Consider the following 21,302-nt stretch of genomic DNA (forward strand, 5'->3'; position numbering starts at 1 on the left):
CTTCCAGCGGCCTTCCAGCAGTTCCCGGTGCGGGTTTAGCGGCCTTCCAGCAGCTGCAGGTCCTGCGGCGTGTCGATGTCGGCCGGGTCGCCGTGCTCGTCACAGGCGACCTCGGTGACCAGCCCGGGATGCGCCTTCATGAACGCCCGCGCCCCCACGTCGCCCACCGCCAGCTCCGCCACCCCCGCGAAGTGCTCGCGCGCGATCAGCACCGGGTTCGCCCGCCGTCCGCCGTAGGTGGCCACCGCCAGCCCGGCCCCCGAGCCGGCCAGCGCCCGCACCGCGCCCGCCCGGACGAGCGGCTGGTCCACCAGCGCGACCACCACGGCCGTCGCCTCCGGCGGCAGCGCGGCCAGCCCGGCACGCAGCGAGGAGCCCATGCCGGTGCGCCAGTCCGGGTTGCGCACGCTGACCGCCCCGCGCACCTGCACGGTCGCCGCGCCGAGCACGACCACCACCGGATGGCAGCCGCCCTCCTCCAGCAGCCGCACCCCGCGGTCGACCAGCCGTTCGCCGCCGAACTCCACGAGCGCCTTGGGGGTGCCCAGCCGGGCGCCCTCCCCCGCGGCGAGCAGCAGCCCGGCGATCACGCCGGCTCCCCGTGGATGCGTCCGCCCGTCTGCGACAGGGGCCGGCCCGAGCCGCCCCACCGGAGCTGGATCAGCTCGGCGGCGATCGACACGGCGGTCTCCTCCGGCGTGCGGGCGCCCAGGTCGAGGCCGATGGGCGATCTCAGCCGGGCCAGCTCGGCCTCGGTGAGCCCGGACTCGCGCAGGCGGGCCAGCCGGTCCTCGTGCGTACGGCGCGAGCCCATGGCCCCGATGTAGCCCGCCTCGGTCCGCAGCGCCACCTCCAGCAGCGGCACGTCGAACTTGGGGTCGTGGGTCAGCACGCAGATCACCGTGCGCTCGTCCACCTGGACCGAGGCCAGGTAGTCGTGCGGCCACTTGACCACCACCTCGTCGGCCTCGGGGAACCGCTTGGCGGTGGCGAAGACCGGCCGGGCGTCGCAGACGGTGACGTGGTAGCCGAGGAACTTGCCCACCTTGGCGACGGCCGCGGCGAAGTCGATCGCGCCGAAGACCAGCATGCGCGGCGGCGGCGCGAACGACTGGACGAACACCGACAGGTCGTCCAGGCGCCGCTCGCCGTGCCCGCCGTAGTGCCTGATGCCGGTCAGGCCCTGGGCGAGCATGCCGCGGGCGTCGTCGTCCACGGCCTCGTCGAGGCGGTCCAGGCCAAGGGTGCCCGACGAGCGGCCGGGCCAGACGATCCGGCGGGCGCCGATCGGGCCGGGGCCGGCGACGATGGTGGCGACCGCGACCGGCTGGTGCGCCTCGACCGCGGCGAAGATCTCGCCCAGCTCGGGGAAGGTCTCGATGGAGACCGGCTCGACCAGGATGTCGATGATGCCGCCGCAGGTCAGCCCGACGGCGAAGGCGTCGTCGTCGCTGACGCCGTACCGCTGCAGGACGGGGGCGTCGGCCTCGGAGGCCAGCTCGAAGACCGCCCCCTCGACGCACCCGCCCGAGACGCTGCCCACCACCTCGTCGCCGCGCACCGCCATCGCCGCGCCCGGCGGGCGTGGCGCGCTGCTGAACGTGCTCACCACGGTCGCCAGCCCGAACCTGAGCCCCGACCTCCACCACCGCATGATCTCCGGGAGCACGTCACGCATGGGCGAGCCTTTCGCTGAGTTCCTCGTAGGCGGCCAGGCTGTGCCCGGCCACCAGGTCGTCCAGATGCGGCAGGGCGGCCCGCATGCCTCCGGTCAGCGGCTGGTAACCCTCATATCCCTTGTGCGGATTGACCCAGATGAGCCGGTACGCCTGCCGGGCCAGCCTGGCGAGCTGGGCGCCCAGGAGCGCGGGGTCACCGCGTTCCCAGCCGTCGGAGGCGATGACCACGATCGCCCCCCGGGCGCTGTGACGGATCAGGTACTCCTTGAACTCCTCTCCGAGCCGGGTGCCGCCGCTCCAGTCGGGGATGACCGCCGACGCCGCGTTCAGCGCCGTGCCGGGGTCGCGGTGGCGCAGCTCGGCGGTGACCTCGGTGAGCCGGGTGCCGACCGAGTAGACCCTCGTGGCCCGCGGCTCGGTCCTGACCAGCGCGTGGGCGAAGCGCAACAGGGTCTCGGCGTAGGGGGCCATCGACCCGCTGACGTCCACGAACAGCACCACCTGCCGGGGCCTGGTCGTGTGCCGGCGGCGCCGGAGCCGGGCCACCTCGCCGTTGCGCAGCGCCTCGCGCACGGTGCGGCGCTGGTCCAGCCTGCCCCGGTGGGCCCGCTCGAAACGGCGCGAGCGGCGCGCGGCCCGGCCGCGGCCGAGCAGGGCCAGCATGCGGTGCACCTCGGCGCGTTCCGCCTCGGTGAGCCGGGCGACGTCCCGGTGCCGCAGCACCTCGGCGCGGCTGGCCGTGGCCGGGGCGGCGGCGTCCTCGCCCGCGCCCGCCTCGTCGCCGTCGCCGGCCGCCAGGTGCCGGGTGACGCTGGTCGTCGCGGTACGGGCCGCCGCCGCCCGCCGTCCGCCGAAGTAGGCGGCGAAGCAGCGGTCGTAGCGGGGCAGGTCGTCGGGGGTGGCGCACAGGGTGAGCCGGCCGGCCCAGTAGAACGCCTCCCGGTCCCCGGCGTCGAGGTGGCCGAGGGCCTGCAGCAGGCTCCGCGTCCGCTCGTGGTCGGCGTCCACGCCCGCCGCGCGCAACGTCCTGACGAAGCCCGTCACGGTCCGGACCAGCTCATCCACCGGACAGCAGCCCGTCGGCCAGGACGGCGGCGACGTCCTCGCGGTACTTCAGCGCGGCGCCCAGCGTGGCCGCGGCCAGGTCGGGGTCCAGCTCCCTGGCCCCGAGCGTCAGCAGCGCCTCGGTCCAGTCGAGCGTCTCGGCCACGCCCGGCGGCTTGACCAGGTCCGCCTGCCGCAGCCGTCCGGCCGCCCGCGCCACCTGCAGGGCCAGCTCCTCGGTGCAGCCGGGCAGGCGGCGCAGCAGGATCGCGACCTCGCGGTCGAAGCTCGGGTGCTCCAGCCAGTGGTAGAGGCAGCGCCGCTTGAGCGCGTCGTGCACCTCGCGGGTGCGGTTGGAGGTCACCACGACGACCGGCGGCGTCGCGGCCCTGATCGTGCCCAGCTCGGGGATGGAGACGGTGAAGTCGGAGAGCACTTCGAGCAGGAACGCCTCGAACTCGTCGTCGGCCCGGTCGATCTCGTCCACCAGCAGCACGCTCGGCTGGGTCTCCACGGCCTTCAGCAGGGGACGGGCGATCAGGAAGCGGCGGTCGTAGATCTCCCCCTCCAGCCGGGCGGCGTCGGTGATCCCGGCGGCCTCGGCGGCCTTGAGGTGGAGGAGCTGGCGGGCGAAGTCCCAGTCGTACAGGGCCTGGGACGCGTCGAGGCCCTCGTAGCACTGCAGCCGGATCAGCGGGGCCCTGAGCATCGTCGCGAGGGTCTTGGCCAGCTCGGTCTTGCCGACGCCTGCCTCCCCCTCCAGGAACAGCGGCCGCCCCATCCGCAGCGCCAGGAAGGCGGCCGTGGCCAGCCCCCGGTCGGCCAGGTAGTCGTGCCGGTCGAGCAGCTCGGTGAGCTTGTCCGGCGACTCGATGTCCATTGCCCTGATTGTCCGCCGCAGCACGCCTTCAGGCTACGTCGCAACCCCGGCCCGGCGATATCGGCTCGCCCTCATCATCGGGTTTCAGTCGCCGGACTTCCTCGGGCTTCAGTCGCCGGACTCGGCCGCCTCGCCGCGTTCGCGGATCAGCGCGGCCAGCTCGGCCGTGGCCCGGCGGGCGCGGGCCTTCTCCGAGCCCTGGATGCCCATGGCGCCGATCGTCCGGCCGTCGGAGAAGTCGATCTTCGGCCACGGGTCGCCCACCAGGAGGGTCACGTCGATGACCTCGGGCCAGGTGTAGCGGTGGACGCGCAGGGCGTTGACGACGGTCAGGCCCTGCTCGTCGGCCTCCACCCGGACCCGGCCCAGCAGGTGGAGCACGTACGCCACCGCCAGGCCGAAGCCCACGATCGCCACCCGGTCGGGCAGCTTGAACGGGTCGGCGATGAAGATCGCCATGAGGACCGCCCCCGCCACCACCACCAGGGCGAAGGCGTAGGGCACGACCCGGCCCCGGCGGGGACGCCAGGTCACGGGCAGGGGCGGCGGGGTCACGGGCTCGGGCACGAGGGAAACCTACCGCAGGTCAGTGGAGGTCCCTCAGGAGGAGGGCGGTCTCCAGGGCGGCCAGGGCCGACTCGTAGCCCTTGTCCTCCTTGCTGCCGGGCAGCCCGGAGCGGTCGAGCGCCTGGTCCATCGTCTCGCAGGTGAGCACGCCGTTGCCGACGGGCGTCTCCTCGTCGAGCGAGACGCGGGTCAGCCCGCTGGTGACCGAGTCGCAGACGTAATCGAAATGGGCGGTCTCGCCCTTGATGACCGCGCCGAGGGCGACCACCGCGTCACAACGCCGGGCCAGGGCCTGGGCCACGACGGGGATCTCCAGCGAGCCGGGCACGCGGACCACGGTCGCGGTGGCGCCGCTGTCGTCGCACGCCTGCACGGCCCGCGCCACGAGCTGGTCGGTGATCTTGGCGTGCCAGCTCGCCGCCACCACGCCCACGACCAGGCCCGCCGCGTCCACCACGGCCACTCCGGGACGGCCTTCGCCACTCATGACGCCTCCGAGATCTCGTGCGGGACGCTGGAGGAGATGTCGTGGCCGAGCCGGTCGCGCTTGGCCTCCAGGTACCGCTCGTTGTGCGGGTTCAGGGCCACGGGCATGGGTTCGCGGCCGAGCACCTTGATGCCGTAGCCGTCCATGCCCCTGAGCTTGGCCGGGTTGTTGGTGAGCAGCCGCACCGAGCGCACGCCGAGGTCGGCCAGGATCTGCCCGGCGTTGGAGAACTCGCGGGCGTCCACCGGCAGCCCCAGCTCGACGTTGGCGTCGACGGTGTCGCTGCCGTTGTCCTGGAGGCTGTAGGCCTTGAGCTTGGCCAGCAGGCCGATGCCCCGGCCCTCGTGGCCGCGCAGGTAGACGACGACGCCGCGGCCCTCCTGCGCGATGGCGCCCATGGCGTGGTCGAGCTGCACGCCGCAGTCGCAGCGCAGCGAGCCGAACACGTCGCCGGTCAGGCACTCGGAATGGGCCCTGACCAGGATGTTCTCGCCGCCGCCGAGGTCGCCGTAGACGAGCGCGACGTGCTCGCCGCCGTCGAGGGCGCTGGAGTAGCCGTAGGCCCGCCACATGCCGTACGCGTTGGGCAGGCGGGTCTCGGCGACCCTGGTGACCATGCTCTCGGCGCGGCGGCGATGGTCGACGAGCTGCTCGATGGAGACCAGCGCCAGGTCGTGCTCGTCGGCGAAGCGGCGCAGCTCGGGCAGCCTGGCCATGGTGCCGTCGTCGTTGACCACCTCGGCCAGCGCGCCGGCGGCCGACAGCCCGGCGAGCCTGGCCAGGTCGACGGCCGCCTCGGTGTGGCCGCGCCGGGCCAGCACGCCGCCCTCGCGGTAGCGCAGCGGGAAGATGTGGCCGGGCCGGACCAGCTCGTTGGGCTCGGTGGCCGAGTCGGCGAGGGTGCGGATGGTCCTGGCGCGGTCGGCGGCGGAGATGCCGGTGGTGACGCCGTCCCGGGCGTCCACGGTGATCGTGTACGCCGTGCGCATGCGCTCGCGGTTCTGGGACACCATGAGCGGCAGCCCGAGCCGGTCGAGCTCCTTGCCGTCCATGGCCACGCAGATCATGCCGCTGGTGTGCCGGATCAGGAACGTGCACAGCTCCGGCGTGGCCTTCTGGGCGGCGAAGATCAGGTCGCCCTCGTTCTCGCGGTTCTCGTCGTCGACGACCACGACGGGACGGCCGTTGCGGATGTCCTCGATGGCCCGTTCGATCGGGTCGAGCTTGAACTCGCTCATGCCACTGCCACCACTTCCGGACGGGCGGCGCGGTACTCGCGCAGCCACTTGGCGAAGCCCGTGAGGACCATGACGAAGAACACGGCGTAGACGGCGCCGGAGACGTAGAGGCCGGAGTTGAACGCCACCGGCACGCCCACCAGGTCGACCAGCACCCAGACGATCCAGAAGTCGACCAGCGCCCGGCCCTGCGCCCAGGTGGCGACCGCGCCGCCGACGAAGATGTAGGCGTCGGAGGCCACGACGGCCACCGGCGCGCCCGGGTACCACGACAGGTCGAACGCCTTGAACAGGACCGTCACCACCGCGGTGCCCACGGCCAGCGCCGCCAGCATCCGCCACCGCTCGCCGCCCGTGGCCGGCCGGACGGACAGGGCGTGCTCCTGGGTGCCCTGCCGCCACTTCCACCACCCGTAGACCGCCAGCACGGCGAACAGGGCCTGCTTGAGCGCGTTGCCGGTGACGTGCGCGCTGATCGAGGCGAGGAACAGCAGCACCGAACCGGTGAACTGCACCGGCCAGGTCCACATGGACTTGCGCATCGCGAACGCCACCGTGGCCAGGGCGAACACGTTGCCGGCCAGGTCGGTCCACTTCACCGGCAGACCGAAGATGTCAATCGATGCGTCCACCCAGCTCATCGGGCGCCCACCAGCCTCTCCACATACTTGGCGATCACGTCGACCTCAAGGTTCACCACGTCGCCGACCTGGCGGTCGCCCATGGTGGTCAGCTTCAGCGTGGTCGGGATGAGGCTCACGCCGAAGCTGTCGTCGTCAACCGTCGTGACGGTCAGGCTGATTCCGTCGATGGCGATCGAGCCCTTCTCGGCCACGTACCGGCTGAGCGGGCCGGGCAGGGAGAAGCGCAGGTCGTCCCAGTTCTCGCCGGGGGCGCGGGACAGCAGGCGGGCGGTGCCGTCGACGTGGCCCTGGACGATGTGGCCGCCGAGGCGCTGGTCGGCGCGTACGGACCGTTCGAGGTTGACCGCCGAGCCCGCCGTGAGGCCGCCGAGCGAGCTGCGGTCCAGCGACTCCCTGATGACGTCGACGGTGAACACGTCGTCCTCGACCTCGACGACCGTCAGGCAGACGCCGTTGACGGCGATCGAGTCCCCGTGGGCGGCGTCGGAGGTGACGAGCGGGCCGCGTACGGACAGCAGAGCGCCCCCGCCGGCCGGCTCGATGGCGACGACTTCGCCCTTCTCCTCGATGATTCCGGTGAACATCACTTCTCCCTGCCTTGATGCGGAGCGGGCCGCGCGGTCAGCCGCAGATCCGGCCCGATGGGGGAAAACTCGTCGAAGGTGAGGCGGTGGGCGCCGCTGATCGTGCCGACGCCCGCGGGGCCGAGCGCGGCCCTGCCCTCGCCGAGGAGGGCGGGGGCGAGGTAGGCGATCACTCGGTCGATGAGGCCCTGCCGCAGGAACGCGCCGGCGAGGGTGGGGCCGCCTTCCAGGAACACGCCGACCACCTCGCGGGCGGCCAGCTCGCGCAGGAGGGCGTGCAGGTCGAGGCCGCCCTCCGGGTGCCGGGGCAGGCGCAGCAGGCCGGCCTTGAGTTCCGTCACGGCGTCGTCGGCGACGGCGACCAGCGTGGGGGCCTCGTCGTCGAGGACGCGGGCCGCGGGCGGCGTCCTGCCCTCGGTGTCCACGACGACCCGCAGCGGCGGGCGGGCGCCCAGGGGCCGGCCGGCCAGCGGCGGGCTGCCGGCCAGCAGCGCCCCCGCGTCGCCCTCCCGCGTGTCCGCCCCGGCGTTCTCCGGGAGGCGGACGGTGAGGTGGGGGTCGTCGGCCAGCACGGTGCCGATCCCGGCCACGATCGCGTCGGAGGCGGCGCGCAGCCGGTGCACGTCGGCCCGCGCCTGCGGCGAGGTGATCCACTGGCTGGTGCCGTCGGCGGCGGCCGACCTGCCGTCGAGGGTCGCGGCGAACTTCCAGGTCACGTGCGGCCTGCCGAGCCGGGCGTAGGTGAGCCATTCCTCGTTGACCCGCTCGGCCGCCCCGGCCAGCACGCCCTGCGTCACGCTCACCCCGGCCGCGCGCAGCCGCGCCGCGCCGCCGGCGGCCTTCGGGTTGGGGTCGGCCACGGCGACGACCACGCGGGCCACGCCCGCGGCCAGCAGCGCCCGGCTGCACGGCCCGGTGCGGCCGGTGTGGTCGCAGGGCTCCAGCGTCACGTACGCCGTGCCGCCCCGCGCCTGCTCGCCCGCCTGCGCCAGCGCCACGACCTCGGCGTGCGGCCCGCCCGCGTAGGCGTGGAAGCCCTCGCCGACGACCTGCCCGGCGGCCGACAGCACGACGCAGCCGACGACGGGGTTGGGGCTGGTGCCGCCGTGTCCGCGCGCGGCCAGCTCGACGGCGCGCGCCATGTGCGCGGCGTCGGCGGCTGAGATGTCCACCCGGGTCTCCTACTCGCCAGTAGCTTCAAGCCACGGCGGGCCCCGGGGGGTTTTCGGGTGCCGGCACGGCACCACGTCAGGCGCCCGGCTGGGACGCCGGACACCTCGCGCGCTTCCTCCCATCCGGACTTTAACCGTCGGTCCCGGAATTTCACCGGGTCAACCGGCCGATGGCATCGGCCGGGTCGCGGACTGTAACCGCCGGTTCGGACTTTCACCGACCCCGGAGCACGCTAGCTCTCTTCTTGTACCAGTTTGCCATGCCGATTACGGAAAGCGCGACCGCCCCCGTGCTATTTGAACAAGCGCTCGCTCAGGCAGCCATCAACTTGCGCGCCCGCCGGGCCGAGGGCGCGTAGCGGACCTGCTCGGGGACCAGGCCGATGCCGGTGTGCAGGGCGCGCAGCGTGGCCGAGGCCCACAGGTCGCCGACGGGCGTGGCGGGAAGGCCGTACAGGCGGCGGGCCCAGCGCGGCAGCGTGGCCAGGGCCAGCACGGTCAGCGCGGGCACGGCGGGCCGCAGCGCGGACAGCGCGCCGGGCAGCGGCGTGTGCAGCGACAGCCGCAGCGGGTGGGCCGCCTCGGGCACGAGCCGCAGCCCCGGACGCCGGCCGTCGATGTAGGCGCGCAGCTCGGCCACCGAGCCCGGCACGTCGTCCCCGTCCAGGCCCACGACCTCGGCGGCGCGCCGCCACTCGGCGACGAACCGGTCGGCGTCGGCGTCGGACAGCCGCACGCCGGCGCGGCGGGCCACCGTCAGGTAGGAGTCGACCTCGCCGACGTGCACCCAGCGCAGCGCCTCGGGGTCGTCGAGGTGGTAGGTCTCGCCGGTGTCGGGGTCGCGGGCGGTCAGCGTGGCGTGGATCCTGCGCACCCGGCGGCCGGCCCGCTCCACCTCCGCGCGCGTGCCGTACGTGCGCACCCGGACGAACTCGCTGGTCCGCAGGAAGCGCGACCACGCCTCGGCCGGGTCGAGCAGCGCCGAGTTCTGCAGCACGCCGCGCATCGCCCGGGGGTGCAGCCCCTGCATCAGCAGCGCGCGGAAGCCGCCGACGAGCTGGATCGGCTCCCCCATCACCCGCCAGGTCACCGACTCGGGGCCGAAGATCCCATAGTCGTCGTCCATAAGTGAACAGTTACCCCGATAGGTGGTGAAGCATGCAGAAAACCCCCGGCCGGGAACCGGCCGGGGGCTTTCGTCGAGGCTACGGAGATCAGCCGGTGAAGCCGATCGCCGTGTAGTCACGGGCCTGGTACCCGAAGGTGCCGAAGTTGGCCAGCGTCTTCTTGGTCGCCTGGATGGCCGGACGCTGGTACAGCGGGATGGTGTGCACCTGGTCCCAGATCAGCTTGTCGGCGGCGTTGGCCAGCTGGTAGGCCTTGGTCTGGTCCATCTCACCGACAGCGGCGTCGATCGCGGCGTCCAGCGCCGGGTCGCTGCCCTTGGGGAAGTTCGACTCGGAGCCGGTCTTGTAGATCTGCGGCAGGCCGCCGAGGGGCAGCGGCGTGCCGATCCAGGAGAACGGCACCAGGTCGAAGTCGCCCTTGATGATGTAGTCGGTGAAGAACTTGTCATCGGGGACCGGGCGGATCGTCAGCTTGATCCCGGCCTCCTTGAGCATGGCCTGGGTGAGCTCGCCCTCCGTCTTGGCGTACGGCACGCCCGCCGGGACGACGAAGTTCAGCGAGAACTCCTTGCCGTCCTTCTTGCGGACGTCGCCCTCCTGCTTCCAGCCGGCCGCGTCGAGCAGCTCCTTGGCCTTGGGCAGGTTGTACTTGCCCAGCTCGCCGGAGTTGTCGACGTACGCCTTGTGGTTGTTCATGAAGACGTGGTTGCCCAGCGTCTGCAGCGGCCAGTCCATGTCCTTGAGGTCGGACTGCGTGATCACGTCACGGTTGATCGCGTACGCGACGGCCTGGCGGACCGACTTGTCCTTCAGGAACTCGCTCTGGTTGTTGACGGTGATGTGCCGCCAGTTCGGGCTGAGCGACTTGCGGATGTCCACGTTCGGGACTTCCTTGGCCCGCTTGAGGTCGGCCGGGCTGCCCGGCGGGATCTCCACCGCGTCCAGCTCGTCGTTGGCGAAGGCGTTCACCTGCGCGGCGGGCGTCTCGATGGTCCGGTAGATGACCTTGTCGAGCTTGGGCTTACGGCCCCACCACTTGTCGTCGCGCACCACGGTGAGGGTCTTGGTGCCCTCGTTGATGCTCTCGACCTTGAAGGGCCCGGCGGTGACCGGGATCTTCTGCAGGTAGTCCTTCTCGTACTTCTCCGGGGTCTCCATGTGGGAGGCCGGGTAGAGGTGCGGCGAACGGGAGAACTGGCCCTGCCACTCGGGGTAGTTCTTGCCGTAGGTCACGATGGCGACCTTGTCGGAGTCACCCTTGGTGATCGACTCGATGCGGTCCCAGCCGTCGGTGGAGGCCGGCTTGAACTTCTTGTTCTTGCCGTTGTTGGCCTTCCACGCCGCCTCGAGGTCCTTCCAGGTGATCGGCGTGCCGTCCGACCACTGGGCCTTCTCGTTCAGCGTGTAGGTGACGACCTGCTTGCCCGACGACAGGTCCATCTTGACGTCGGTGAGGTAGTCGGGGTTCGCCTTGAAGTTGGCCTGGGAGTCGGCGACCATCAACATCGGCATCAGGGAGTCCAGCATGTCCGCCGTGTCCAGCTGGTTGCCGTCGACGTGGTTGCCGTTCCACTGGCTCGGCCACTGGCCGACCGCCAGGGTGAGCGTGCCGCCGTCCTTGACCTGCTCGTACGGGACGGGGTTGATCGAGATGCCCGGCAGCTCCGACATCTGCTTCTGAGCCTGCTGCGACTGCTCGGCGCTCGGCTTCTTGGCCTCGCCGCCACCACCGCCACAAGCCGCCGCGGCCATGGCGAGGACGGCGATTCCCGCCGCCGCCCGGTAACGAACCTTCACTTTTCCTCCTGATCGTCCGAGGCCGTGATGACCTCGACTTCCTCCGCGTAGTGGCAGGCGGCGCCGTGGTCCACGGCGGTCGCGAGCCGGGCAACCGAGGGCTCTTCGTCCACGCAGCGCCGGCGTTCGGCCTCGGTGAGGAGGGCGAACTTGGGGCAGCGCGTGCGGAACCGGCAACCCGATGGCGGGTCGGCCGGGCTGGGCAGGTCGCCTTCGAGCAGGATCCGCTTGCGCGTGCGCTCCATCTCGGGGTCGGGCAGCGGGATCGCTGACAGCAGCGCCTGCGTGTAGGGGTGCGCGGGGCGGTCGTAGACCTCCTCGACCGTGCCGATCTCGGCGATCCTGCCGAGGTACATGACCGCGACGCGGTCGGCCAGATGCCGGACCACGGCCAGGTCGTGCGCCACGAACAGGTACGACAGCCCCAGGGTGTTCTTCAGCTCGTCCAGCAGGTTGATCACGCCGGCCTGGATGGACACGTCCAGTGCCGAGACCGGCTCGTCCAGGACGAGCAGCTTGGGCTCCAGGGCCAGGGCGCGGGCGATGCCGATGCGCTGGCGCTGGCCGCCGGAGAAGCTCTGCGGGTAGCGCTCGGCGTACTCGGGCGCCAGCCCCACCAGTTCGAGCAGCTCGGCGACCCGCTGCTTGACGTTCTTGCGCCCGTGGGCGCGCAGCGGCTCGGCGATGATGTCGCCGACCGGCATGCGCGGGTCGAGCGCCGCCATCGGGTCCTGGAAGACGATCTGCAGGTCGCCCCTGAGCGCCTTGCGCCCGGACGGGCCGAGCTTGGCGCTGTCCTGGCCGAGCACGACGATCCGGCCGCTCTGCGGCGGGGCGAGCTGCATGATCTGCTGCAGGGTCGTGGTCTTGCCGCAGCCCGACTCGCCGACCAGGGCCAGCGTCTCGCCCTCGGCGATGTCGAAGCTGATGCCGTCCACGGCGTGCACGGTGCCGACGCGGCGCTTGAACACCGCGCCCTTCATCAGCGGGTAGTGCCGGATGAGGTTGTCCAGCTCCAGCACGGTCGCGCGCTGCTCGCGCGGCACGCGGACCACCTCGCTGACCGGGATGACCGGGACCGGGAACACGTCCGTGCCGGTCAGGCCCTTGTACTCGATCTCGCGGGAGCGGATGCAGGCGACGTGCCTGCCGCCGCCGACGTCGGTGAGCGGGGGCTCCTCGTCGTCGCACGAGTCGATCTTCATCGGGCAGCGCGGCGCGAACGGGCAGCCCGGCGGCAGCGCCGCCGGGGAGGGCGGGTTGCCCTCGATCGGCACCAGCGGCCCCTCCTCGCCGTCGATCCTGGGGATCGAGGCGAGCAGTCCCATCGTGTACGGCATCCGCGGCCGGTAGTAGATGTCGTCGACGTTGCCCTGCTCGACCGGCTTGCCGGCGTACATGACCAGCACCCGGTCGGCCATGCCCGCGACGACGCCCAGGTCGTGCGTGATCATGACGATGCCGGCGCCCGTCTCGCGCTGGGCGGTCTTGAGCACCTCCAGCACCTGGGCCTGGATGGTCACGTCGAGCGCGGTGGTGGGCTCGTCGCAGATCAGCAGGTCGGGGTCGTTGGCGATGGCCATCGCGATCATCGCGCGCTGGCGCATGCCGCCGGAGAACTCGTGCGGGAACGCCTTGGCCCGCACGTCCGGGTGCGGGATGCCGACCAGGTCGAGCAGTTCGACGGCGCGCTTGGCGGCCTTGTCCTTGCCCAGCTTCTGGTGGACGCGCAGCGCCTCGGAGATCTGGTCGCCGATCGTGTAGACGGGCGTGAAGGCCGACAGCGGATCCTGGAAGATCATGCTCATCGACTTGCCGCGGACCTTGACCAGGTCGTCTTCCTTCATCCCGATCAGCTCCTGGCCGTGGAGCTTGACCGAGCCGCTGATCTGGGCGTTGCGCGGCAGCAGGCCCATGATCGCCAGGGACGTCACGGACTTGCCCGAACCGGACTCGCCCACGATGCCCAGGACCTCGCCGCGGGCGACCTCGTAGCTGACGCCGCGCACGGCCTCGATGCCGCCGGGGAACGTCACGGTGAGGTCTTGAACCTCCAGGATGCTCATGAGTTGCTCCCCGGGTCGAGTGCGTCGCGCAGGCCGTCTCCGATGAGGTTGATGCTCAGGACCAGCAGCACCAGGAGCCCGGCGGGGAAGGCGAACAGCCAGGGGTAGCCGGTGGCGTTGCGGGAGCCCTCGGCGATCAGCGTGCCGAGCGAGACGTCGGGCGGCTGGATGCCGAAGCCGAAGAAGGACAGCGCGGCCTCGCCGATGACCGCGCCACTCACGTTGAGGGTGGCGTCGATGATCAGCAAGGAGGACAGGTTCGGCACGATGTGCCGGAAAATGATCTTCCAGCGGGGGATGCCCATGTAGACGGCCGCCTGCACGTACTCGCGCTCACGGAGCGAGAGCGTCATGCTGCGCACCACCCTGGAGGTGATCATCCAGGCGAACGCCGCCAGCAGGACCACGAACCAGAGCCAGGAGGCGCCGCGCAGGCGCGGCGAGGCGATCGCGATGATCAGGAAGCTGGGCAGGACGAGGAGCAGGTCCACGCCCCACATGAGGACGCGGTCCACCCAGCCGCCGAAGTACCCGGCGAAGGCGCCGACCATCGCGGCCAGGCCGGTCGAGATGAGCGCCACGAGCAGGCCGATGATGATCGACTTCTGCATGCCGCGCAGGGTGACGGCGTACATGTCCTGGCCGATCGAGGTGGTGCCCCACCAGTGGTCGGACGAGGGAGCCGACAGGAAGGCGAGGAAGTCCTTGTCCTTCCAGTCGTAGGCCCCGAAGTAGGGGCCGAGGTAGGCCAGCGCCACCAGCAGCACGAGGGCGATGAAGCCGTAGCGGGCCTGCCGGTTGCGCAGCATCCGCCCGAGAACAACCTTGGAACGCACTTAGCTCACCCGCACTCGAGGGTCGAGGGCCGCCACCAGCAGGTCCGACAGGAAGCCGGCGAACAGGACGCAGACGGAGGCGAACATGCTGACCGCGGCCACCGAGTTCACGTCGTTCTGGTTGATCGAGTCGACCAGCCAGGCGCCCATGCCGTTCCAGGCGAAGATCTTCTCGGTGAAGGTGGCGCCGGTGAGCATCGTGCCGAAGGCGAAGGCGAAGTACGTGGCCGCGGGGATCAGCGCGGTGCGCAGCGCGTGCTTGACCAGGGCCGTCCTGCGCCGCAGGCCCTTGGCCATCGCGGTGCGGACGAAGTCCTGGCCGAGCACGTCCAGCATCATGTTGCGCTGGATGCGGCTGTAGAAGGCGATCGAGCCCAGGCTGAGCGAGATGGTCGGCAGGATCAGGTGGTTCAGCCGGTTGGTGAACTGCTCCCAGCCGGACAGCTTGGGGTTGTACTCGCCGGTGAACTCGATCAGCGAGAAGCCGAGCCCGCGGTTGAGGTTGTAGGCGGCGATCGCGAGCAGCGTGGCCAGCACGAACACCGGCACCGCCATGATCACGAACGAGCCGACCCCGATCGCCCGGTCGGATATCCGATACTGCTTGACCGCCGACAGGGCGCCGAGCGCCACTCCGAGGACGAACCCCAGGATCGTGCCCACCAGCAGCAGCCGGAGGCTGACGAAGATCCGCCGGCCCATCTCGTCGTTGACCGAACCGCCGTTCCAGGTCTTGCCGAAGTCACCCGTGACGACGCCCTTGGCCCAGGTCGCGTAGCGCTCCAGGACGGGCGTCTTGTCGTTGAGGTTGTAGCTGTCGAGGGTGGCGTCGATGACTTCCTCGGCGACAGGAGGCTGGCGGCCTTCATACGCGCCGCGAGGGTTCATGGTCGTCGCGGCGAGCATGTAAGCCAAGCTGGCCGCGATCGCGACCAAGATCAGATTGATCGCCAACCTGCGGAGCAGGTACTTGCCCATTACCCTCCGTTCGCACTGAACGAGGGCCCGGAAACCCCGGTAGGAGAAGACCCCCGCAATGGAAAAAGACCGTCTTACGCCGCGAAAAGTCATGACGCGGAACGGCGATCAAAACGCAGGATATCTAGCCAAACATCACAGTCAGCAATAGTTCGACATAACGGTAAGGTCACTAAGCATGGTGGCGGCCTGCCGTCGATCATGGCTCTACAGGGGGGTTGAGCTGGGGAAACGTGCGTTACCAAGATCGGTAACCGGCGCTATCGGATCAGCGTATGTCACAGAATCCTGACAAAAAATAACCCAATCTCTAAGTGACGCAGGTCATACTGATCAATAGACTGAGGATTCGTATTTTGCGACGTCGCGGCTTTTGATCTCAGGCGGGTGGCCGGGACGGGCCGGTCCGCGGGCACGCTGCCGCCCGCCCCGAAGACGTCCCCGGGACGCTCCCCCCACGCTCACGCTCCGCTCACCACCCCAGCCCCGCCGGACCCTCGGCTCAAGACCGGCCCTGCCCCCGCCCCCGCGCCCCAGCGGTCCTCACACTCCCTGCAGCCCCCCTCAGCGCCCCCCGCGCACCGCCAGCGGCTGGGCCCGCACCCCGAGCGGGTTTGCACGCCCCTGGGGCATGCGACTCCTCTGGGCCCGCACCTTCGGTGAGCCCGCGCCTCCCAGTGGGCCTACGCCTCCGAGTTGGCCGCACCCCAGCGGCCCGAGGCGCGACGGCAGGAGTGTGGTGCGCTCCTTGCGGAAAGCCCGTGGGATTGCCTGGGACACCTGGCGAGGGTTCCGGCCCAGGGGCGGCGTACGCCTCCTGGAGAGGCGAAGGAGCCACGGACCTGCGCGGAGCACGCCTCACGGAGGGGTGGAGGGGCCACGGGAGCGCGCGGGGCACGCCCGTGGCGGCGGGCAAGGGCAGCGGTGAACGGGGAAGGGTCAGCGGGTGGCGGCGGCGCGGAGGGCGTCGATGGCAGCCACCGGGTCGGCGGCCCCGTAGACGGCGCTGCCGGCCACGAACACGTCGGCGCCCGCCTCCGCGCAGCGCTCGATCGTCTCGGCCGTCACACCGCCGTCGACCTGCAGCCAGATCGACCCGCCGTGCCGCTCGATCAGAGCCCGCGCCGCCCGCACCTTCGGCAGCACCATGTCCAGGAACTTCTGCCCCCCGAACCCGGGCTCGACCGTCATCAGCAGCAGCATGTCGATCTCACCGAACAGCCCCTCGAACGGCTCCACCGCCGTGGCCGGGTTGAGCGCGAGCCCCGCCCTGGCGCCGAGCGACCGGATCTCGCGCAACGTCCGCACCGGCGCCTTGGACGCCTCCGCGTGGATGGTCACACTGCCCGCCCCGGCCTCGGCGTACTGGGGGGCCCAGCGGTCGGGGTCGGCGATCATGAGGTGGCAGTCGAGGGGTGTCTGGGTGGCTTTGCGCAGGGACTCCACCACGGGCAGCCCAAGGGTGAGATTGGGCACGAAGTGGTAGTCCATGACATCCACGTGCAGCCAGTCGGCGTTCGGCACGGCGGCGGCCTCGTCGGCCAGCCGCGCGAAGTCGGCGGCGAGGATGCTGGGCGAGATCTGTACGGCCATGATGCGCCAGTCTATTGAACCGCCCGCTCCCGCCTCGACACCCCCTCCCACCACCCCAACCCCGCCACCACGCGGGCACACGGGCGAGAGCGGGCGGGCGCCCGGCACACGGACGCCCCGCACGCGTATGAGGGCCGGGTGCGCCCGGGACGCAGGCGCCCGGCACGCGGGCGAGGGGCGGGTGTGCCCGGCACGTGGGCGAGGGCGGGCGGGGTCAGGGGCGTTTGCGGAGGAGGGCCAGGAACATGGCGTCCGTGCCGTGGCGGTGGGGCCAGAACTGCGCGTGCGGCCCGTCGCCGAGCCCGTCGACCTCCGGCAGGTAGTCGCGCGCGTCGAGCTGCTCCACGTCGCCCCTGCGCCCCAGGACGTCGCCGACCACGACGCGCGTCTCGGCCAGGTGCGGCGAGCAGGTCACGTACGCCACCACCCCACCCGGGCGCACGGCGTCGAGGGCCGTGCCGAGCAGCCGCCGCTGCAACGCGCCCAGTTCGGCGATGCTGGCCGGGTCGCGCCGCCACCGGGCCTCCGGACGCCGCCGCAGCGCGCCCAGCCCCGTGCAGGGGGCGTCGAGCATGACCCGGTCGAACACCCCGGGCCGCCAGGCGGGTTCGGTGCCGTCGGCGGTGACGACCGAGGCGGTCCTGGTGGTCTGCCAGACCAGCCGCGCCCGGTGGTACTGCACGTCGGCGGCCAGCACGCGCGCCCCACCGGGGAACGCCACGGGACCGCCGCCCGCCGCACCGCCGACGCTCACCGCGGCGCCGTCGGCCGCCGCACCGCCGTCGCCCGGACGGCGCTCACCGTCGCCCGGACGGCGCTCGCCGTCGAGCCCCGCCAGGTCGCCATACGTGGCGACGGCGTCGAGCAGGCCCGCCTTGCCGCCCGGCCCGGCGCACATGTCGAGCCAGAGCTCGTCCTCGCCGTCGAGCGGCACGCGGGTCAGGGCCAGCGCCACGAGCTGGCTGGCTTCGTCCTGGACGGCCGCGCGGGTCTCGGCCACGGCTTCGATCTGCCCGGGGTCGCCCTCGCGCAGGTAGGCCGCGTACGGCGAGTAGCGGCCGGGCGCGGCGCCGGACTCGGCCAGCTCGGCCACCGAACTGCGCCCCGGCCGGGCGACCAGCGTCACCAGCGGCCGGACGTTGTCGGCGTCGAGCAGGTCGGCCAGCTCCCCGCCGCCGCCCAGCGCGTCGCGGAAGGCCGAGACGATCCACCGGGGATGCCCGTAGGCGACGGCCAGATGGCCGACCGGGTCGTGGTCGGAGTCGGGCGCGACGATGGGGATCCAGTCCTCCAGCTCGCGCGAGCCGATCTTGCGCAGCACCGCGTTGACGAACTTGGCCGCCCCCTGGCCGACGCGCAGCCGTACGAGATCGACGGTGGTGCCGACGGCGGCGTGCGGCGGGACGCGCATGCGCAGGAGCTGGTGGGCCCCCAGCCGCAGGGCGTCGCGCACGGCCGGGTCGGGCGCGCGGTCGCTGCACATCTCGATGATCGCGTCGTAGGTGCCGAGGCCGCGCAGCGTGCCGTAGGCCAGCTCGGTGGCCAGCGCCGCGTCGCGCCCCCGGATGTCGCGCTCGCGCAGCAGCCGCGGCAGGAGCAGGTTGGCGTAGGCGTCGCGCTCGTCGACGGCCCGCAGGAGGTCGAAGGCGGCGTTGCGGGCGTGGTCGCGGGCAGGGCGGCGCGGACGGGGCTTGGTGCCCGTGGGGCCGCCCGCCGACCGGCGGGGCTCACGCGAAGGCATCGTCACCCGCAAGCCGGACGCCGCGCGCCCACTCGACCGCGCCCATCGCCCGCTTGCCCTGCGGCTGCACCTCGCCCAGCTCGACCGGGTCGGTGGCGGTGCCGACGAGCACGTGGCTCTTCGTGGCCAGGATCCGGCCGGGCGCGAGCCGGTCGGCCTGGACGGCGACCTTGGCCGGCCCGAGCTTCACCCGCTGGCCCCTGAACTCGCTCCACGCCCCCGGGCCGGGGGTGCAGGCGCGGATCAGGCGGTCGACCCGCATGGCGGGCTTGGACCAGTCGACCCGCGCGTCGGCGACGTTGATCTTGGGTGCCATCGTCACGCCGTCGAGCGGCTGGGGACGGGCCTCCAGCGCGCCGTCCTCGACGCCGTCGAGCGTGGCGGCCAGCAGGCCGGCGCCGGAGACCGACAGGCGTTCGAGCAGGGAGCCGCTGGTGTCGTGGGTCAGGATCTCCTCGGTGACGACCCCGTAGACCGGGCCCGCGTCGAGCTCCTTGACGATCTGGAACGTCGTCGCGCCGGTGATCTCGTCGCCGTGCAGCACCGCGTGCTGGACGGGCGCCGCGCCGCGCCAGGCGGGCAGGACCGAGAAGTGCAGGTTGATCCAGCCGTGGCGGGGCACGTCGAGGGCCGACTGCGGCAACAGCGCGCCGTAGGCCACCACCGGGCAGCAGTCGGGCTCCAGCGCGCGCAGCGTGTCGAGGAAGGCGGGGTCGCCGACCTTGGCCGGGCGCAGCACCTCGATGCCGGCCTCCTCCGCGAGCTCGGCCACCGGCGAGGGGTGGACCTTGCGCCCCCGCCCTGACTGGGCGTCGGGACGGGTGATGACGGCCACGACCTCGTGCCGGGGCGAGTCGATCAGCATGCGCAGCGACGGCAGCGCCGTCTGGGGTGTGCCCGCGAAGACCAGCCGCATCGTCAGAGCGCCCTTCCGCCGGTGGCGTGCGGCGACATCTTGATCACGGGGGCGGACAGGCCGCTCCACTCGGCCTCGCGGATCGCCTTCATGGCCAGCTTGCGCTGCTTGGGGTCCATGCGGTCGATGAACAGGATGCCGTCGAGGTGGTCGGTCTCGTGCTGGAAGCAGCGGGCCATCAGGTCGGTGCCCTCCAGCGTGACCGGCTCGCCGTGCATGTCGAAGCCCTTGGCCACGGCGCGGACGGCGCGCGGCGTCGGGTAGGACAGGCCGGGGAAGGACAGGCAGCCCTCCTCGCCGTCCTCGTCGAGGTCGGCGGACAGGTCGAGGTCGGGGTTGACGAGGTGGCCGAGCTGGTCGTCGACGTAGTAGGTGAACACCCGCAGGCCGACGCCGATCTGCGGAGCCGCCAGGCCCGCGCCCGGGGCGTCCATCATCGTGTCGGTGAGGTCCTTGACCAGCTTGCGGAGCTCCTTGTCGAAGTCGACGACCGGGGCCGCCGCGGTGCGCAGCACCGGATCTCCGAACAGCCGGATCGACTGGATCGCCAAGGGGCTCACTCCTGTTCTCGAACGTGGATCAGCCCAGTTTACCGGCGATGGGCCGGCGGCCGGTCGTGGCGCAGGGAGCGGGCCTTCATCGCGGCCTTGCGCGCCGCCTTGGCCACCGCCCGGTCGTCGTGGGAGCCGGCGAGCATGTCGAGCACGGCCAGCGTGTCGGGGTGGCCGACCGCGGGCATCTCGCCGACGAGCTTGATCAGGTCTTCGCCCGGCTCGGGCATGTCGAGGCGGCCCGCGGCCGGGCCGGACAGGTGCATGAGCGCGGCGAGGTTGTCCACCGCGATCCAGGTGTGGTCCTCGGGGCTGAGCGGCGGGGCCTCCAGGTCGCGGATGTGCAGCCAGGAGGCGGCGTAGCGGCGCATGAGCGGGTGGTCGAGCGCCTGCCGGACGGGCTGCTCGGCCTCGGGGCCCAGCTCCTCCAGGATCGCGCCGACCGCGCCGCGCTGCCCGGCGGTGCCGGAGGCGGCGATCTCGATCAGCTCGCGGGCGGCCGCCTCGGGGGGCCGCCGCTCCAGCCAGCCCGCCACGGCGCTCTGCGTGGCGGTGCCCTTCACCAGCGCCTCGACCAGCTCGGCGGCCGACAGGTCGGCGAAGACCTGCACCTCGGCGGCGGTGGGCGCGTCGTGGCCCTCGCGCAGCAGGTCGCGCCGGACGGCCCAGACCCCGAGCGGGGTGAGCGCCGTGCGCCCGGCCTCGGTCTGCTCCACCAGCCCGCAGTACGTCAGCAGCGAGAGCGCCTCCAGCAGCTCGGCCGGCAGCGCGGCGGCCAGCCTGCGCATCTCGACCGGACCAGGCGCGCAGGCGACCTCGTGCGACTGCAGGATGCCCCTGGCCAGGTTGCCCACGGCGACGCCGGAGCGCACCGAGTAGATGGTGGCCAGCATCTCGGCCAGGTGGTCGTCGACCACGGAGGAGCCGGTCAGGCCCTCGTCGGCGCGGTCGAGGACGTCCATCACCACGCCGTCCCAGAACTCCAGCGTGGCCTCGACCGTGAGCTGCATCGACAGCGGGCCGCGCGAGGCCCGGCCGCCCAGGATGCGCAGCAGGCCGGTGTTGACCGCGACGATCCAGATCAGCCGCAGCCGGGACTCCTGAAGCCCCAGCTCTTCGGCGGCGGCCCTGGCGTCGGACTCGCTGAGCATGCCGTCGGCGCCCACCTCGCGGCTGCCCGTCCAGGCGGTCAGCCGGATGGCGTCGGCGACGAGCGGCACCGCGGGCACCGCGCGGGCCAGCTCGGCGTCGCTCGCCAGCAGGACGGGCGGGAAGGTCAGCGCCTCGTGCTCCACGGAGGTCTCCTCAGGTGGCCGTGGAGGCACGGCGGCCTGCTCATCGATCAGCTTGCGCAGCTCGGCGAGGTCGAAGACATTGTTTGCCACCCAGGAAACTTACTGCA

At 72.1% G+C, this 21,302-nt stretch carries 20 protein-coding genes and 1 riboswitch; all 20 genes read right to left on the reverse strand.

Going from position 1 to position 21,302, the window contains the following annotated elements; all coding sequences use genetic code 11:
- Positions 1-35: 35 nt before the first annotated feature.
- Positions 36-587, reverse strand: a complete 552-nt coding sequence (locus AB0J76_RS25795) for a nucleotidyltransferase family protein (RefSeq protein WP_352327131.1) — start codon at positions 585-587, stop codon at positions 36-38.
- On the reverse strand, positions 587-1,678 hold the full coding sequence (locus AB0J76_RS25800; RefSeq protein ID WP_352327127.1) for an XdhC/CoxI family protein: 1,092 nt from the start codon (positions 1,676-1,678) through the stop codon (positions 587-589). Before AB0J76_RS25800 ends, AB0J76_RS25795 begins: the two co-directional genes overlap by 1 nt.
- Complete coding sequence (locus AB0J76_RS25805) at positions 1,671-2,744, reverse strand: VWA domain-containing protein (RefSeq protein WP_352327126.1); 1,074 nt, start codon at positions 2,742-2,744, stop codon at positions 1,671-1,673. Before AB0J76_RS25805 ends, AB0J76_RS25800 begins: the two co-directional genes overlap by 8 nt.
- Positions 2,737-3,603, reverse strand: coding sequence for a MoxR family ATPase (locus tag AB0J76_RS25810; RefSeq protein WP_352327125.1), 867 nt, complete (start codon positions 3,601-3,603; stop codon positions 2,737-2,739). Before AB0J76_RS25810 ends, AB0J76_RS25805 begins: the two co-directional genes overlap by 8 nt.
- A gap of 108 nt (positions 3,604-3,711) precedes the next feature.
- Positions 3,712-4,170, reverse strand: a complete 459-nt coding sequence (locus AB0J76_RS25815) for a PH domain-containing protein (RefSeq protein ID WP_352327124.1) — start codon at positions 4,168-4,170, stop codon at positions 3,712-3,714.
- A gap of 19 nt (positions 4,171-4,189) precedes the next feature.
- The gene (gene ribH, locus AB0J76_RS25820) at positions 4,190-4,657 is read right to left on the reverse strand and encodes a 6,7-dimethyl-8-ribityllumazine synthase (protein ID WP_352327123.1); all 468 of its coding nucleotides are present in this window, start codon (positions 4,655-4,657) and stop codon (positions 4,190-4,192) included.
- A complete protein-coding gene (locus AB0J76_RS25825; protein WP_352327122.1) occupies positions 4,654-5,895 on the reverse strand; it encodes a bifunctional 3,4-dihydroxy-2-butanone-4-phosphate synthase/GTP cyclohydrolase II in 1,242 nt (413 codons plus the stop codon). Before AB0J76_RS25825 ends, ribH begins: the two co-directional genes overlap by 4 nt.
- Positions 5,892-6,536, reverse strand: coding sequence for a nicotinamide mononucleotide transporter family protein (locus tag AB0J76_RS25830; RefSeq protein WP_352327121.1), 645 nt, complete (start codon positions 6,534-6,536; stop codon positions 5,892-5,894). Before AB0J76_RS25830 ends, AB0J76_RS25825 begins: the two co-directional genes overlap by 4 nt.
- Positions 6,533-7,123: a riboflavin synthase gene (locus AB0J76_RS25835; RefSeq protein WP_352327120.1), complete on the reverse strand. Its 591-nt coding sequence runs from the start codon at positions 7,121-7,123 to the stop codon at positions 6,533-6,535. The genes AB0J76_RS25830 and AB0J76_RS25835 overlap by 4 nt, the downstream gene beginning before the upstream one ends.
- Positions 7,123-8,295, reverse strand: a complete 1,173-nt coding sequence (gene ribD / locus AB0J76_RS25840) for a bifunctional diaminohydroxyphosphoribosylaminopyrimidine deaminase/5-amino-6-(5-phosphoribosylamino)uracil reductase RibD (protein ID WP_352327119.1) — start codon at positions 8,293-8,295, stop codon at positions 7,123-7,125. The genes AB0J76_RS25835 and ribD overlap by 1 nt, the downstream gene beginning before the upstream one ends.
- Before the next feature lie 105 nt (positions 8,296-8,400).
- Positions 8,401-8,531, reverse strand: a riboswitch (FMN riboswitch).
- Positions 8,532-8,608: 77 nt separating this feature from the next.
- Positions 8,609-9,421, reverse strand: a complete 813-nt coding sequence (locus tag AB0J76_RS25845) for an oxygenase MpaB family protein (RefSeq protein WP_352327118.1) — start codon at positions 9,419-9,421, stop codon at positions 8,609-8,611.
- Positions 9,422-9,509: 88 nt separating this feature from the next.
- The gene (locus AB0J76_RS25850) at positions 9,510-11,219 is read right to left on the reverse strand and encodes an ABC transporter family substrate-binding protein (protein WP_352322580.1); all 1,710 of its coding nucleotides are present in this window, start codon (positions 11,217-11,219) and stop codon (positions 9,510-9,512) included.
- The gene (locus tag AB0J76_RS25855) at positions 11,216-13,285 is read right to left on the reverse strand and encodes an ABC transporter ATP-binding protein (protein ID WP_352322581.1); all 2,070 of its coding nucleotides are present in this window, start codon (positions 13,283-13,285) and stop codon (positions 11,216-11,218) included. The genes AB0J76_RS25850 and AB0J76_RS25855 overlap by 4 nt, the downstream gene beginning before the upstream one ends.
- Positions 13,282-14,121: an ABC transporter permease gene (locus AB0J76_RS25860; protein WP_352322582.1), complete on the reverse strand. Its 840-nt coding sequence runs from the start codon at positions 14,119-14,121 to the stop codon at positions 13,282-13,284. The genes AB0J76_RS25855 and AB0J76_RS25860 overlap by 4 nt, the downstream gene beginning before the upstream one ends.
- Entirely contained in the window at positions 14,122-15,099 is a 978-nt protein-coding gene (locus AB0J76_RS25865) for an ABC transporter permease (protein ID WP_352322583.1), read from the reverse strand.
- A 939-nt stretch (positions 15,100-16,038) separates the two neighbouring features.
- Positions 16,039-16,692, reverse strand: coding sequence for a ribulose-phosphate 3-epimerase (rpe, locus tag AB0J76_RS25870; RefSeq protein WP_352322584.1), 654 nt, complete (start codon positions 16,690-16,692; stop codon positions 16,039-16,041).
- A gap of 214 nt (positions 16,693-16,906) precedes the next feature.
- Complete coding sequence (locus AB0J76_RS25875; RefSeq protein ID WP_352322585.1) at positions 16,907-18,433, reverse strand: transcription antitermination factor NusB; 1,527 nt, start codon at positions 18,431-18,433, stop codon at positions 16,907-16,909.
- A complete protein-coding gene (fmt, locus tag AB0J76_RS25880; protein ID WP_352322586.1) occupies positions 18,420-19,349 on the reverse strand; it encodes a methionyl-tRNA formyltransferase in 930 nt (309 codons plus the stop codon). Before fmt ends, AB0J76_RS25875 begins: the two co-directional genes overlap by 14 nt.
- 2 nt (positions 19,350-19,351) lie before the next feature.
- The gene (gene def, locus AB0J76_RS25885) at positions 19,352-19,900 is read right to left on the reverse strand and encodes a peptide deformylase (RefSeq protein ID WP_352322587.1); all 549 of its coding nucleotides are present in this window, start codon (positions 19,898-19,900) and stop codon (positions 19,352-19,354) included.
- A gap of 38 nt (positions 19,901-19,938) precedes the next feature.
- Positions 19,939-21,285, reverse strand: a complete 1,347-nt coding sequence (locus tag AB0J76_RS25890) for a hypothetical protein (RefSeq protein ID WP_352322588.1) — start codon at positions 21,283-21,285, stop codon at positions 19,939-19,941.
- Positions 21,286-21,302 lie beyond the last annotated feature (17 nt).

The organism is Nonomuraea sp. NPDC049624 (assembly GCF_040675255.1).
Taxonomy (GTDB): Bacteria; Actinomycetota; Actinomycetes; order Streptosporangiales; family Streptosporangiaceae; genus Nonomuraea.